Annotated in this window: 17 protein-coding genes and 2 pseudogenes; 13 read left to right on the top strand and 6 right to left on the bottom strand. The window is 51.4% G+C overall.

The annotated features are described in order from the left end of the window. Window positions 1-9: 9 nt before the first annotated feature. The 3 genes from AC4ANK_RS28645 to hopBM1 all read right to left on the bottom strand — a co-directional run bounded on the left by AC4ANK_RS28645 (window position 10) and on the right by hopBM1 (window position 1,859). The gene (locus tag AC4ANK_RS28645; RefSeq protein WP_002556064.1) at window positions 10-798 is read right to left on the bottom strand and encodes an amino acid ABC transporter ATP-binding protein; all 789 of its coding nucleotides are present in this window, start codon (window positions 796-798) and stop codon (window positions 10-12) included. A gap of 34 nt (window positions 799-832) precedes the next feature. After that, window positions 833-1,159 (bottom strand): FCD domain-containing protein, encoded by a 327-nt coding sequence (locus tag AC4ANK_RS28640; RefSeq protein ID WP_327160907.1) that lies wholly within the window; start codon window positions 1,157-1,159, stop codon window positions 833-835. A gap of 226 nt (window positions 1,160-1,385) precedes the next feature. Further along, a complete protein-coding gene (gene hopBM1, locus AC4ANK_RS28635; protein WP_074800939.1) occupies window positions 1,386-1,859 on the bottom strand; it encodes a type III secretion system effector HopBM1 in 474 nt (157 codons plus the stop codon). A gap of 160 nt (window positions 1,860-2,019) precedes the next feature. Between hopBM1 and AC4ANK_RS28630 the strand changes: the two genes are divergently transcribed. The 13 genes and pseudogenes from AC4ANK_RS28630 (at window position 2,020) to AC4ANK_RS28570 (ending at window position 10,904) form a co-directional block, all read left to right on the top strand. Beyond that, window positions 2,020-2,325: a hypothetical protein gene (locus AC4ANK_RS28630; RefSeq protein ID WP_460385273.1), complete on the top strand. Its 306-nt coding sequence runs from the start codon at window positions 2,020-2,022 to the stop codon at window positions 2,323-2,325. Window positions 2,326-2,460: 135 nt separating this feature from the next. Next, on the top strand, window positions 2,461-3,483 hold the full coding sequence (istA, locus tag AC4ANK_RS28625) for an IS21-like element ISPsy4 family transposase (RefSeq protein WP_002551322.1): 1,023 nt from the start codon (window positions 2,461-2,463) through the stop codon (window positions 3,481-3,483). After that, window positions 3,480-4,289: an IS21-like element ISPsy4 family helper ATPase IstB gene (istB, locus tag AC4ANK_RS28620; RefSeq protein ID WP_460383631.1), complete on the top strand. Its 810-nt coding sequence runs from the start codon at window positions 3,480-3,482 to the stop codon at window positions 4,287-4,289. Before istA ends, istB begins: the two co-directional genes overlap by 4 nt. A gap of 440 nt (window positions 4,290-4,729) precedes the next feature. Further along, a pseudogene (locus AC4ANK_RS28615) lies at window positions 4,730-4,963 on the top strand (Tn3 family transposase); the annotation flags it as partial. 43 nt (window positions 4,964-5,006) lie between these two features. Then, a pseudogene (locus AC4ANK_RS28610) lies at window positions 5,007-5,123 on the top strand (IS30 family transposase); the annotation flags it as partial. Next, on the top strand, window positions 5,098-5,334 hold the full coding sequence (locus tag AC4ANK_RS28605; protein WP_460385259.1) for a hypothetical protein: 237 nt from the start codon (window positions 5,098-5,100) through the stop codon (window positions 5,332-5,334). The pseudogene AC4ANK_RS28610 and the gene AC4ANK_RS28605, both read left to right, overlap by 26 nt. A 290-nt stretch (window positions 5,335-5,624) precedes the next feature. After that, window positions 5,625-5,825: a microcin B-related gyrase-targeting bacteriocin gene (locus AC4ANK_RS28600; protein WP_128650807.1), complete on the top strand. Its 201-nt coding sequence runs from the start codon at window positions 5,625-5,627 to the stop codon at window positions 5,823-5,825. A gap of 81 nt (window positions 5,826-5,906) precedes the next feature. Next, on the top strand, window positions 5,907-6,788 hold the full coding sequence (locus AC4ANK_RS28595; protein ID WP_058886746.1) for an McbB family protein: 882 nt from the start codon (window positions 5,907-5,909) through the stop codon (window positions 6,786-6,788). A gap of 3 nt (window positions 6,789-6,791) precedes the next feature. After that, a complete protein-coding gene (locus AC4ANK_RS28590) occupies window positions 6,792-7,595 on the top strand; it encodes a SagB/ThcOx family dehydrogenase (RefSeq protein ID WP_460385258.1) in 804 nt (267 codons plus the stop codon). A 1-nt stretch (window position 7,596) separates the two neighbouring features. Beyond that, complete coding sequence (locus AC4ANK_RS28585; RefSeq protein ID WP_235658850.1) at window positions 7,597-8,799, top strand: YcaO-like family protein; 1,203 nt, start codon at window positions 7,597-7,599, stop codon at window positions 8,797-8,799. Window positions 8,800-8,846: 47 nt separating this feature from the next. Next, window positions 8,847-9,572 carry a hypothetical protein gene (locus AC4ANK_RS28580; RefSeq protein ID WP_004661047.1) on the top strand — a complete coding sequence of 242 codons (726 nt, stop codon included), beginning with the start codon at window positions 8,847-8,849 and terminating at the stop codon, window positions 9,570-9,572. Beyond that, window positions 9,569-10,291, top strand: coding sequence for an ATP-binding cassette domain-containing protein (locus AC4ANK_RS28575; RefSeq protein WP_054082463.1), 723 nt, complete (start codon window positions 9,569-9,571; stop codon window positions 10,289-10,291). The genes AC4ANK_RS28580 and AC4ANK_RS28575 overlap by 4 nt, the downstream gene beginning before the upstream one ends. After that, on the top strand, window positions 10,251-10,904 hold the full coding sequence (locus AC4ANK_RS28570) for a pentapeptide repeat-containing protein (protein ID WP_489980879.1): 654 nt from the start codon (window positions 10,251-10,253) through the stop codon (window positions 10,902-10,904). Before AC4ANK_RS28575 ends, AC4ANK_RS28570 begins: the two co-directional genes overlap by 41 nt. 291 nt (window positions 10,905-11,195) lie before the next feature. Here the strand turns inward: AC4ANK_RS28570 and AC4ANK_RS28565 are convergent, their stop codons facing one another. The 3 genes from AC4ANK_RS28565 to AC4ANK_RS28555 form a co-directional block, all read right to left on the bottom strand. Then, window positions 11,196-12,425: an IS91 family transposase gene (locus AC4ANK_RS28565; RefSeq protein ID WP_460383579.1), complete on the bottom strand. Its 1,230-nt coding sequence runs from the start codon at window positions 12,423-12,425 to the stop codon at window positions 11,196-11,198. Beyond that, window positions 12,406-12,687 (bottom strand): hypothetical protein, encoded by a 282-nt coding sequence (locus AC4ANK_RS28560; protein WP_015062535.1) that lies wholly within the window; start codon window positions 12,685-12,687, stop codon window positions 12,406-12,408. The genes AC4ANK_RS28565 and AC4ANK_RS28560 overlap by 20 nt, the downstream gene beginning before the upstream one ends. Window positions 12,688-12,920: 233 nt before the next feature. After that, window positions 12,921-13,361 (bottom strand): replication protein A (locus AC4ANK_RS28555; RefSeq protein ID WP_080719000.1); only part of this gene is annotated, 441 nt, incomplete at its 5' end.

Here is a 13,361-nt window from a genome sequence, read left to right as displayed (position 1 = left end):
AAGGTTACGTCAAAAATGGAATGCAGTGAAACGCTTGATGAAATCTTGGGTTTTTTCTTTCTGAGGTAACTTCAGCACTTCCTCTGGAGTGCCCATCTCGTGAAAAGCACCATCTGCGAAAAAAATTACACGATTAGCAAAATGATAAGCAAACCCCAGCTCGTGTGTAACAAGCAACATAGTACGACCTTCATCTGCCAGCTGATTGATCACGTTCAGCACTTCACCTACCAGTTCAGGATCTAGCGAAGAAGTTGGTTCGTCGAATAACAAAATTTCTGGTTCCATTGCCAGAGCGCGGGCGATGGCAACACGCTGCTGCTGACCACCTGAAAGCCTACTAGGATATGCATCTACCTTATCGTTCAGACCAACCTTCGCTAATTCACGCAAAGCAATTTCGCGTGCTTGGTCCATATTCAATTTTCGAACTTGGATAAGACCTTCCATGACATTCTCAAGCACTGTCATATGCGGAAACAAGTTAAACTGCTGGAAAACCATACCAACTTTTTTCCTGACCTCACACAAATCCTGCTCTGGATAAGACATCCATACCTCACCATTAGCGCCCTGGCCTACTTGCTTCCCTATGGTCTTCCCGTCAAGTTTTATCACGCCTGCCGTGGGAGTCTCCATGAAGTTCAGGCAGCGTAGCATTGTACTTTTACCTGAACCGCTCCCACCAATGATGGCAATCCTATCGCCTTTTTTAACTTCAAGATCCACGCCTTTCAGGACGTGCAGGTCCCCGAACTTCTTGTGCAAACAAGAAATGCTCATCAGTGTTTCTGACATGACTTATACCTATTTTAATTCACTTAAAACGGTGCTATCCCTGGTGGGCCTTGAGCGAAGCAACTACTTTCTCTAAACCACGCTGCCCGTGATCTTTAATTTCATCCGCCATTTTCTCAAAGCTCTCACCGCAAGCTAGCGACACATAATCTTCGTGTGCATCAAGCTTGGCCCCGGCGCGACCATGACTTTCTTGATGTACAGACCAATATAGCTGAAGCTGCCCCGACAGGCTTTTCCACGTATTCAAAAGAAGAGTATTACCGCAGCTTTCAAAAACAGCCCCATGCAGACTCAATTCGGCCTTAATAGCAGCAGGTTTATTACCGGCCATTATGCAAACCCTTAGCAGCAGAAACATTGATTTGAGCTTTGTCATGATGCCCGTTATTGATCATCATGAAGCCTGCTTACCCACCGCTGCTGCTTCAGATGAGTCCAGCCTACGCACCTCGACCGCTCAAAAACCTCTTCACCGCTAACCAGTATTGGGCACATCTCCTCGAAGGGGGCTATGAAGACATGACGCCTTCTTCATAACGTCAACTTGATGCATAGGCATCTTAAAATCCCCATGCATAAACTCATCAGTCCTCGTTTAGCCGCAGCGGAACGAACTGACACTCAGATGCTGACTTTGTACATTCATATCCTTGAATTCCAACCGCGCCACGCTCTTTAATCCAATTGTGCTGACCTTCAATGGAAACGATAAGTGTCTTTAGTCTATTCTCATTTCCTGCTTTTCGATACTCAAGATCTATTACGCCATTATCTCCGCTTAGTGAATAACTACAGTTAGTCAATGTTCCTCCCTTCTGACTTTTATCCACTGAAAGATATAAAGCAGTGGAAAACTCTTTAATGGAGTGTTTCTTGTGTGGTTGAGAAACCCAGTTCCCCTCCCAACCAGCAAACGTTTCCGGCGCAATATAGATACCATTAACGTACTTCACGCTTTGCGGGACAGGACAACTCATAGCATGAGCGTTAGCTGCCATAATGCAGGGGGATGCGGTCAATATAGCCGCCAGCAGACTGGTCTTGTGAAGCCTGTTCATAGCACTTGTCCTCTTGTCTGGTTCTTATAAATAGAATGAATGACTAGGCTCTATACGTAAACCAAAAAATACGATTGCTTGTAGAGAGCACGGAAGTGTTAGTGGAGCCGCACCAGCCGGCAGTTCCCAGCCTGCGGGGAAATATGAGGGCCGGGGAGCAATGAACATCGATTTGAGCTTTGCCATGAGGCCCATTATTGGGGGTGTAAGCCGGAACCCCGGAAAATTCCGTCGGAAAACGTCACCAGAGCGGTTTACGGCTGCTTTTGCTATCCGACACGGTTTTCCGTACATGTTTTGGCCGCTCAATCAAACAGTTTTCGGCTTGGCGACGTCGCAGCCGGAAAATAACTGTTTGGCGTCAATCCGCACCAGTACTGGCTTCTCGCCCATGACGGAAATTTCTGGGATTCCGGCTTACAACCCCTGTCAGGGCTTCACGTACCTCATCTGCGCGATCGCCTGAGCGTTGAGGACCAGTCCCTGCACCGTCAGCCCGCTGATCGCTGCCGTGTATGTCACCGCCACTGTAAAAATGACCCCCTAACGCCAACCTAGAATTGACCCCCCTGGGTAAAACTGGCGGCTTTGAGCTGCCAATATGTTGACCCAGGAGCAGTCTGTGGAAATTAAAGTGTTGGCCCGTCAGGGCCATGGCATCAAATTCATCGCCCGTGAGCTGGGTATTTCGCGTAACACCGTGCGCAAGTACCTGCGAAAGGCCCGGTCGCTACCCAGTGACAAGGTGAGACCCGCACGTCCGTGCAAAATCGACCCCTTCAAGGACTACCTGCACGAGCGTATTGAGGCGGCGCGCCCACACTGGATTCCGGCGACCGTCCTGCTGCGTGAGATCACGGCATTGGGGTACAGCGGCGGCGTCAGTCGTCTGAAGGCTTATATTCGCCCCTTCAAACGTAAGGCAGAAGAGCCGGTGGTACGTTTCGAGACACTGCCCGGCAAGCAGATACAGGTGGACTTCACCACCATTCGACGAGGCCGTCAGCCGCTTAAGGCGTTCGTGGCGACACTTGGTTTTAGTCGAGCAAGCTTTGTCCGTTTCTCCGAGCGAGAGGACAGCGAAGCCTGGCTGACAGGGCTTCGGGAGGCGTTCGCTTACTTTGGCGGCGTGCCCGAGCAGGCATTGTTTGATAACGCCGGAACCATCATCACCGAGCGAGATGCTTTTGGGGAGGGCCAGCACCGTTGGCATCCCCGATTGGCTGCGCTGGCCGATGAGTTTGGTTTTATTCCCAAGGTCTGCCGCCCTTACCGTGCCCAGACCAAGGGCAAGGTTGAGCGCTTCAACGGGTATCTGAAGGGCAGTTTCATTACCCCGTTGGCCGCTACGCTCAAGAGTGCGGGTCTGACGCTGGATGTGGTGACGGCCAACGCACATATCGGCCAATGGCTCGACGAAGTCGCTCATCAGCGGATTCACGGCACGACGGGTGTTCAACCGGCGGTACGTCTGGCCCAAGAGCAGCAGGTACTATTACCACTGCCAACACAGAGCCTGCGCCCACAACCCGCCCAAGGCCTACGCCTGGGACGGGTCCTGCCGTACGAGAGCTTGCAGCATCCGCTGTCGGTTTATGAGCAACTGCTGGAGGTGAGAGCATGAACCTTCAACATGCTCGCCTGACAGAACTATGCAAGGGGCTAAAGCTTGAGCGCGTCGGGGTGGACTGGCCGCACCTTGCCCAACAAGCAGCAAGCGGCGAAGACAGCTTTGCCGACTTCCTCGAAAAGCTGCTGGCTGCCGAGACCGATGCCCGAAGTGAACGCTCTCGACAGGCCCTGCTGAAAACTGCCGCGCTGCCCGCCGTGAAAACGCTGGAGCAATACGACTTCGCGTTTGCCACCGGCGTCCCCCGGGCACAGCTCCAGGAGCTGGCAGCATTGAGTTTTGTTGGGCGTACCGAGAACATCGTGTTCCTGGGGCCTAGTGGTGTAGGCAAGAGCCACCTGGCCATCGCCCTGGCCTACCGGGCAGTGATGGCCGGTATCAAAACCCGCTTCGTCACTGCGGCTGACTTGATGCTGCAACTGACCGCTGCGCACCGCCAGGAACGGCTCAAGGAATACTTCAGTCGTGTGGTGATGGCCCCTGGGTTGTTGGTCATCGATGAAATCGGCTACCTGCCGTTTGGTCGTGATGAAGCCAACCTGTTCTTCAATGTTGTCGCCAAGCGCTACGAGCAAGGCAGCCTGATCCTCACGAGTAACTTGCCGTTTACCCAGTGGGCCGGAACCTTTGCGGATGATCAAACACTGACAGCGGCCATGCTGGACAGGCTGTTACATCATGCCCATATCGTGCAGATGACAGGTGAAAGCTATCGACTCAAGGACAAGCGCAAAGCAGGAACCAAATCTTCTCGGGCCGAACCGGCTCGAAAATATGAACCCGAGGGGGGTCAAAACTAAGTTGGCGATTTAGCACGGAAGGGGGTCACTTTTTAGTTGGCGTTGACAAGTGCACATTCTGTTTCGTTACTCCCAAACCCTGAGTTCCAGAGCACCATAGTGGCGGACACAAGATTCAGTCCTCTACCCCAATAGCGCTTTTGTCTCTTTAGGCTCTAGATTTTGTGAAAGTACTATATCAAAAATGAAAATCAACCCTATTGAGACATAAAAAACGCCTCAGACACGCGTCCCGCAAGGGTGTACTCGAATGAGACAGAAACAGCGTGCGCTCACTCGCAGTCAATTCCGGTTCATGACGGTCGATTGCAGGTCGGATCAGATGAATGCAGGTTCATTCGCAAATAATCTCGGTCTGCTGGCTCGGATAGACGCAATTAATCCCGGTCGAAAAATGCGATGATTGCAGGTCGAGACCATTTCGATTGCAGGCCGCTACAAGTAACCAGTGCGCTCGGCTGATCGCCAACGCGATCATCTTCTACAACTCCGCCATCCTGTCTCGGCTGCTGACGAAGTACGAGGCGGCTAACAATACCAAGGCACAGGCGTTGATCACGCAGATGTCGTCGGCGGCGTGGCGGCACATCCTGCTGAACGGACATTACACCTTCCAGACCGACGGCAAACTTATCGATCTGGATACGCTTTTGGCGGGACTGGAACTGGGGTGACGGAAATTTCGGCGGTTCCGGCTTACAACCCCAGGCCGCTACAGCTATTTCTTATCAGATGAACATTCGGCCTCGTAAGCGCTTCGGGTTCAAATGCCCGATTGAAGTCATTACAGAGGTGATGGGCATGTATCATGAAGCTCCCACTTCAATTCAATGACCTTGTTGCACTCTGCACCTGCAACCGCCCATTGTTGTCGCTGCTAACGTACGTTTTCGATCCGTTGGACTTCGCGAACCCCTACAACAACAAACTGCATGACGAGAGCGGTACACGTAACGAATATCACATCACCTACATGACGAAATACTTCCGCGAGATAGGCGCTCAGGAGGGCGAGGCACTCGAGATATCGAAGAGCGATGTTTAAAAAACCTACAGAATCCGTGTAGTACGCGTGATTGCCACTTCAAAGCTTGACGATGAAGACGAAATCGACAGTGTGAGAATAAAGCTCAAGTCAGCGTGGCGCCGGGTCCATTGATTAAATTTTGAAATACGATAACCGTAGACAAGTGCCAAATAGACAAGACAGCTGCTTGCAGCGGTCATCAAATTGCGGTAGCTTCGCTCCGGCCTTTCATAATGCAAACTATTTGCATAGTAGTGGCAATTTGATTCGCCAACATACCAACTAACGTTCAGAAAAGGAGTCAAGCAATGGAGAATGACTACATCTCCGAGTTCGGTGAAGTTGTCGCTGTCGATGGACAAAGAAGCTCATTTGATCGCCCCCATACAAGCCTCGGCGGAAGCTGCGGCGGACAAGGCGGTGGGTGCGGTGGGTGCGGCGGCGGTGGTTGCAGTGGTGGTAATGGTGGCAGTGGTGGCAGTGGTCCAAGCGCTCCCGACCATGTGTAAAAACCTATTTAAAAACTAGGTTACCTGCAGCAGTCGTTACTCTTTTAAAAGGAGTAACGACCAATATATCAAAGGACTAAAATGTACTTCATTAGACCTTTCGGGCTCACCGGCGGTGTCGGTGGCACGTTACTCCTAGCTCCTCACGCTTCGGTACGTGTTATAGAAGAAAAGATGATTCGCTTCTTAACAGTTCTCGCTGGAGACAAAGCCCAGTATTTTAAGAAATGCGAACTCAATGCCTCCCTTCGCGCCGCAGAAATTGAGCCAGAGAAAGGCGTAAAATTTCTTCAGCACACGGGAATACTAGAGTCAGCGTCTGCGCATGAAGAAGAGAACAGACCTTTTTCAACATGCGCCCTGATAAGTGACCTGGGGGCAGCCACAGCAGCGCTCCAGTCCTCCCTCATCGCCGATGGAGTGAATATTTCCACACTGTGCACGCCTGACAGCATCCCCAATGAAGCCTTCCAAGACAGAACACTCATTGTTGTTGCTCTTGAAAACTATTCGTCTCAGGTCATACGAGATATCTATGATTCTTGCAGTAACCTCAATAACATCGGTTTCATCCAGGCATACTATTTTCGGCATGAGTTCAAAATTGACGGACTCTTCATGCCATCAATTGGCAGCCCCTGCCATTTTTGCCATTTTGAGCGATGGCGCAGTCGAGAACGACGGAGTTTTGGTAACAACAAGAGTTCCTGGCACCAAGTGGTCGAGCTGTTAAGCAACCATGAAAAGACAATACCTCCGAGCATCCCCCTGACTGATTGTGACCGGCATTTTTCTGCTCAGATTCTGCGCCGACGAGTTCAGCAACTTGTCGGCATCCCCATCAACCGGGTCCATCTTGATAGTTTTATCTCGGCCATCAGCGCCGACGTGATTCGCTGCAATGTATCGAGCGAACCCATCCCTCATTGGCATAGTTGCAGCTGCACGAAAGGGGTATGGTGACTCATGGGGAAAACTATCGAAATCTCACCCTTTGAGATCGGGCGATTCTCAGACCAAGAAATATACGATCACGTTATCGAGTTTCACTCCCGAAGCAATTACTCACTGTTTCCAGGCACTGCTCCACGCTGCTACTTATCAAGTGCTCCAGATAAAGCATTAGCTGAAATGATTGAGTCGGAACTCTCCATCTGGCCGGGCATAAAGCCTTCTGCACAGTTGACGAGTGCACGTACCGCACTACTTCGAGACGAGTCGGCAGAGTTTTTTGATGATGCATCGGTACTGGAGTTTTCCGTCATTGATCAGCTCATGACAAATAGTTTTTGCGCGAGAAGCAGCGAAAGCCGAAAGCGTCCTTATCCTTCAGGTGGGGCGCTCTATCCCATAGAAGTCTTTGTTTGCCGAGTTTCCAACAATGTGGATAATTGGCCTACAAAAGAAAATATCTTGCATCTTTTACCTTTATCCAGGCACTTGGAAGCAATGACCCTTCATGCACCTGATATTATCCTGAGCAATCTTTCTGGTGGAGATACTGGGCTTCTGGGGCAACCGCATTTCGCACTGGTCTATGCAATGCTCTTTGAACGTGCGCTCTTTAAATATCGCACGCGCGGCTATCGGCTTGCGCTCATGGAGGCCGGGTCAATGTATCAAACAGCTGATCTCAATGCCCAGGCGCTTGGTCTGCGCAGCCGAGTTTGGGCGGGATTCACTGACTTCCAGGTGGCCAAAACTATCGGTATTGATATGCGGCACATGGCTCCGTTGGTTGTACAATTCTTTGGCAATGCGAATAACTAAAATGATCAATATAACTCAACCCAGCGGATCGAATTGGCCTTCAAACTTTATGTTGACACCGCAAATAGCACGCGGGTTGCCAGCGCTTGCGCAAGCCTTTGATCATCACCGGGTCGCACCCACAAGTGCAGTCGGCACGCCGCGAGAGGCTATTTGCGGCACTGTCGGTGAATTCATGGAACGACGGCACTTCTATAATGAAGTTGTCCCAGAACAACGGCGCACTATTTCCGAAATGATGCCCCCCGACGCAGCGGATGCCTATATCGCGGCGCTTCGACAGACTGCACAGGTAGCGCTCAGGCCCTCAATCGCATCGCATCAGTTCTCGTGCAATGAGGTATTTAACTTGTTTTCCCATTGGCCTTGCTATGCGCCCACAGTCTTTATTTCATTGTCGAATTATAACCTTCAGAGTGATCAAGGGTATCTCCCGAACCGAGACACGACTGGCTGCGCGGTGCATCTTCGCCTTGAGTCCGCGATTGATGGAGCAATCAAAGAACTCATCGAAAGACAATGCCTGCTTCGGTATTGGATGACCAAACAGGTGAAGCAGGAAATTGTCATTACCGACGAGTTGGAGGGTCTTAACCAAGATACCAGGGTGTTAATACAGAAGCTTCGGAAAACAGGATCGTTAAAGCTCTACGAAATCACCATCCCCGGCTTTCCTGGCTATGCCGTGATGAGCTTATACGGGGCAGATGACGAGGCGCTTACTGTTCAATACTGTACCGGCCTCAGCTATGGATTTTCCGCAACTTCGGCAATTGATAAATCTATAGTTGAGCTCTGGCAAAGCTTCGCTTTTCTGCACTATTTTAAGGTTGGTGGATATGATATCAATGATATTGATGACAGTTATCATCGGCACTTCTGGGAATGCAACAAGCGCGCAACGTTTACTCTCATGACGGAGGAAGAGCCACTTCATGAAATTTTCATGCCCGACTTTTTGGCACAGCCAGAAATCATTCGTTCTGACCTTGAAAGACATCTACTCACCATCACAAAAAATGTCTTCTTCTATGCAAAGAGCGAATCGTTGAATGGGGCGCTGGTCTGGTTTGTGCGTGTGTTCAGTCCGGATTTTTTCATCCACATGGATTGTTCGAGCCCACTGAACCACAAAAATGCCATTGCTGCTGAGTTCCCCGTAGTCTATTCGGATCGAAGTACGCACATGGTCCCCTTTCCGTAGCCAACACTTCATAACAGATAACGGGATAAAAATTGAAAAATTGGATAGTGAATACTTACAAATTAAGTCGTTTGTTCATTATTGAGCAGATACGAGAACCTCTTGCGCTGTTCTGGTCGCTGATTGCTCCGCCGCTGCTCTTCGTGTTTCTCAACCTTGATTCGCTCAGCACCAATACCGCCTCTCCTGAATGGTATGAGGCTCAAGCCTCTTGGTATCTGAGCTACCTGGCGCTTTCCGTTACCCTCTTCGGTTTCTCCATGTACCTCGTCGGACGGCGTGAAAGCGGATTTATGAAGTCGTTTATTCAAGGCAAAAAAGCCAAGATGCTTTTTTTATCATCGCAAATAAACGCCTCTCTCGTGCTTTCATTTTCCTATTTCGTCATCTTCATATTTTTAACGACCACTGCCTTTGGCGTGAACTCTATAGGCGCCCTGACAAGCCTCGCGTTTCCCTTTATGATCATCATGATCACGTTTATATGGAGCGCGCAGTTTATCTCGGTGCTCCCGATCACATTCACGAATGCGAATTCGGGCATCTCCATTGTGTTCATGACGATGCTCATATTCAGCATTGCCGGTTTAAAGGCAAATATCCCTACTCTTTCCTATCTCAACCTCTTTAACCCACTCTCCATTGCTACGAAGTTTATGTCTGGCAATGGTGTGCACGCAGTAGAATCAATAGGGACAATTTCACTCCTGATCGCGCTGGGTGGCATCGGCGCAGTCCGCATGAGAACAAACCCGATATGGAGCAGACAATGAAATCCATTGTGATCAGTGGGGACGACCTAACCTTCAAGTATGCTAAGAAAACCGTGTTAAATAGTCTCTCGTTCTCCTTTCAGCGTGGCTGCATCATTGGGCTCTTAGGCGAAAATGGGGCGGGCAAAACCACATTGTTTGACCTGATTTGCGGTTCGCTTACGCCCACGAGCGGTGAATTGCTCATCACCGTCGAGGCGGATGACATCGCATATCTGCCCCAGGTTGTTACGTTCCCCCCGGCGTTACGCATCAGCGAAGTGATGGAAATGATGGCCTGTTTCCAGGGTCTTACGGCAGTACAGTCCTCTCTATGCCTGAACCGTTTGTGGCCGAAAGCCATGCACCGGCGCTACGAAGAAATTAAAGAGCATCGGTCGGGCATATGCAGTTATGGTGAGAAACGTTGGTTAGCCACCGCCGCCATGCTCGCTCTTTGCAAAAAGTCGCTCTTTATCCTTGATGAGCCGACCGCAGGCGTAGATGTGCAGTATCGCTATCTCATTTGGCAGCTCATCAAGGAAATGAAGAATATTGGCTGCACCATTATCGTTTCTTCGCACATTCTGGACGAAATCGGAGCCAACACCGATTACTTTTATTTTCTCCAGAAATCTGGCATGCAACGATTTAATGGCATGCAGGATTTCTTGACGCGATACCAATCAAGCTCACCTGATGAAGCCTTCATCAAGGCCACGGTACTGGAAGAAAATTAATCATACCATGAAGAATTATTCAAAGGATAAAAACGCGCGCATGAAGCGAATTCGTCACCTCGAACAACGAGAATTTTGCGAACTGGACCTTTCGGATAAAAAGATAGCGGACTGGAGTTTTTCCTCTTGCAAGTTTATTAAGTGCAATTTCTCCGGTGCAAAACTGCACAAGTGCCAATTCGATTCGTGTGAGTTTATTGGATGCGATGCAAGCAATGTCACCTTGGGGCGCTCACAGTTTATTGATGTACGGTTTAATGAGTGCAAGCTGCTTGGCCTCGATTGGAATGAAGCCGCCTCACCATTAAAGCTCGCATTCCATAAAAGCAGGCTCGACTACAACGTTTTCACCAATCGCAACCTTGTAGGTCTGGAATGTGTCGAATGCTTCCTTCGTGATGCATTTTTCCAAAAATGCGATCTCACTCGCTCGTCATTTTGCGGCAGCGACCTTTGCCACACCCAGTTCGAAGAGTGCAAATTCCATTATGCGGATATGAGTGACACCATAAACTTCAGTATCTCCCCGGAGAACAATGACATCACCCATGCAATTATGTCGGTTGATGGCGCACTGGCGCTCCTGCACAAATATCAACTCACTATTCGATAGAAGAAGGGGTCTGGGGAGCAATGGAACAAGGAAGTCAGTTAAGCGCAATTTCCTGATGGTCAGTGCATCGTTGGCGAGTTGGATCCGCAGCAATTTTTGAATTTGCGTCCATGCATAGGAATTTCAAAATGCCTATGCATCAAGCTGACGCTATGGAAGGAGGCGTCATGCCTTCATAGCGATGGGTAGGAAGACGCTGATGCCTTACTTATGCAGTGAAAACCCCTATAAATCCGCATTAACACAGTTTATTTTACCGCTGAGCCTAGGTGCGGACGCACCTTCCCCCTGTCAGGGCTTCACGTACCTCATCTGCGCGATCGCCTGAGCGTTGAGGACCAGTCCCTGCACCGTCAGCCCGCTGATCGCTGCCGTGTATACCATCCGCGCGCCACACAGCACGCAGCGGAACGGATCGACGTTTAGAAAGGCTTTGGCCATCGGCGCAAAATACAGCTTTGATACCGGTCCTGGCGTCGCCATCTTCAGTGCTTCATAGACCTTTGGCAGGTACTGCCCGCAGACCCGATTGGCCAGAAAACCAAAATACCGGATCATCCGGAAATGCTTTTCCGGGATGTGCTGCACCACCCGGCGCAGCATGTCGGCCTGGCTCAGCGTTTCCTGCTGATAGGTCTGCGTGCGGTGATCCAGGTAGGTGAAGCTCAACGTGGCTCCGGAGGTGTAATGCGCCAGACGACTGCCCGAGATCGGCGGTTTTTTCAGGTAGCGGCCCAGGTAATTGACGGTCTTTCGCCCGTTTTCCGTCTTCTTCGACAAGTGGATGTGCCAGTGCTGGCCACCAGCGGTCAGTATCAGACGGCGCCAGTCGCTTTCACAGAGGATGTGGGCCAGCTGCGGCGGCATCGTCAGTTGCGAAAGCGGCTGTCCCAGCAGGTAATCGCGCACCAGCCACATCCAGCGCCGCCGCAGGGCCTCTTTGTGGAACGACAGATTTTTCCAGACGCCCTGCTCATCCAGGCCGCCCGCGGTCACCGACAGGTGGACGTGGGGATGCCAGTTGAGCCGCCGGCCATAGGTGTGCAGCGCACCGAAAATCCCGACGTGCAAACCGCGCCGCTTGGCGGTGTAGAGCAGGTTATCGGCCGCCAGCCGAAACAGCGCATCGAGCAGCCAGCGGTTGTAGAAGAACAGGGACCATAGCGTGTCGGGCAGCGTGAACACCAGATGCTGCCAGGGGCAGTCGGGCAGACGGTTGTTTTGCACGGCGATCCACTGGTCGGTGGACTTTTTGCCGCAGGAAGGACAGGCCCGGCAATGGCAGGTGTTGCACAGGTATTTGACGTGTGGGCAATGCTCATTGCCACAGGTGTAGTGTTTGACGCCCAGTATCGAGGTGCCGCAGGCGAGCATTTTGCTGATCGACTCCACTTCGATTTGGCGCAGACCGCCGGCCTCCAGCAAATCTGCCCAGCAGCCGTTGGCCGTGAAGAGGTTTTTGAGCGGTCGAGGTTTGTAAGCAGGCGGTGCAGAGGCCACGTCAGCAGGATGGCTCCTCATCGTGGTGAATGACGGCGGTGATGGCGAATCCGCCTGGCCCTTCTCTCATCGAAACGCTTACGCAAGAAGCGTCGGGAAACCTGTCGTTCAGATACGCTGTCTGGCAGCAACTACAAAGATCGACATCACCCAAAGGATCGACATCGAAGAAAAATTCGGTATCGGGAACGAAGGTGGTATGCCCGGCGCGTTGGAGACGGGTCTGCTTTGCCTTGGCTTTTGCCCGGCTTGCCCGTTTACGTTTTTTTGTCTCTGACGCCATGTGTAAGCCTGTGCTGAGGAGGGATCGACTCAATTTTGGCTATGATAACCGATTTCAAAATCCCACAATTTGCAGCCGCAGGCTGCCCAGTTCATGGTGCGAACCTGGCTGAGAACAGAGTTAACTGTATGGACGTACAGTTAACGACTCAGCGCCTCAACACGTCAACTCAAGCCGACCAGCAGCACGCAAAGCCGTCGCTGCCCGCACTGAATTCATACGCTCACTCCCCATCATGAACCATCCTCATGTTCTCTTCTTAAGGGCTCTCGAGCTTGCAGCCCCTCCGGGACCGCAGATATCTGATGTACACCGGATTGCACACCCGAGGCGCGGCCATCAGCAGGCTGACCTACAGGGGCCTGAACGGGTGGGTTAGCGGGTGAACGATCCTGCCGAGGAGGCACGGACATAGCCTTACTGCTGCCCCTCAGAACACTCACACTGGCCGGTCGGGAGACTTCCGTGAGGATGTGCGCGTAGCTGGCCACCGTTCTCACCGATACGCCGGCGAGCGTTGCAATCGCAGCACGTACCAGTGCCTTGCCCTGGTCTTGAAGCTGCCGGCACGCGCCCCGTATCTTCGATTCTGTGGCTTTTTGCCGCAGCTCATTAGTGCGCTTGGCCGCCAGGCTCTGCCGTTCGGTGAGCGACAAGCTGCCATCGAGCTGCAT

The organism is Pseudomonas sp. Pmew2, assembly GCF_058129885.1.
The sequence above is the reverse complement of the archived record's forward strand: the minus strand, read 5'-3'. Positions and strand labels throughout refer to the sequence as shown.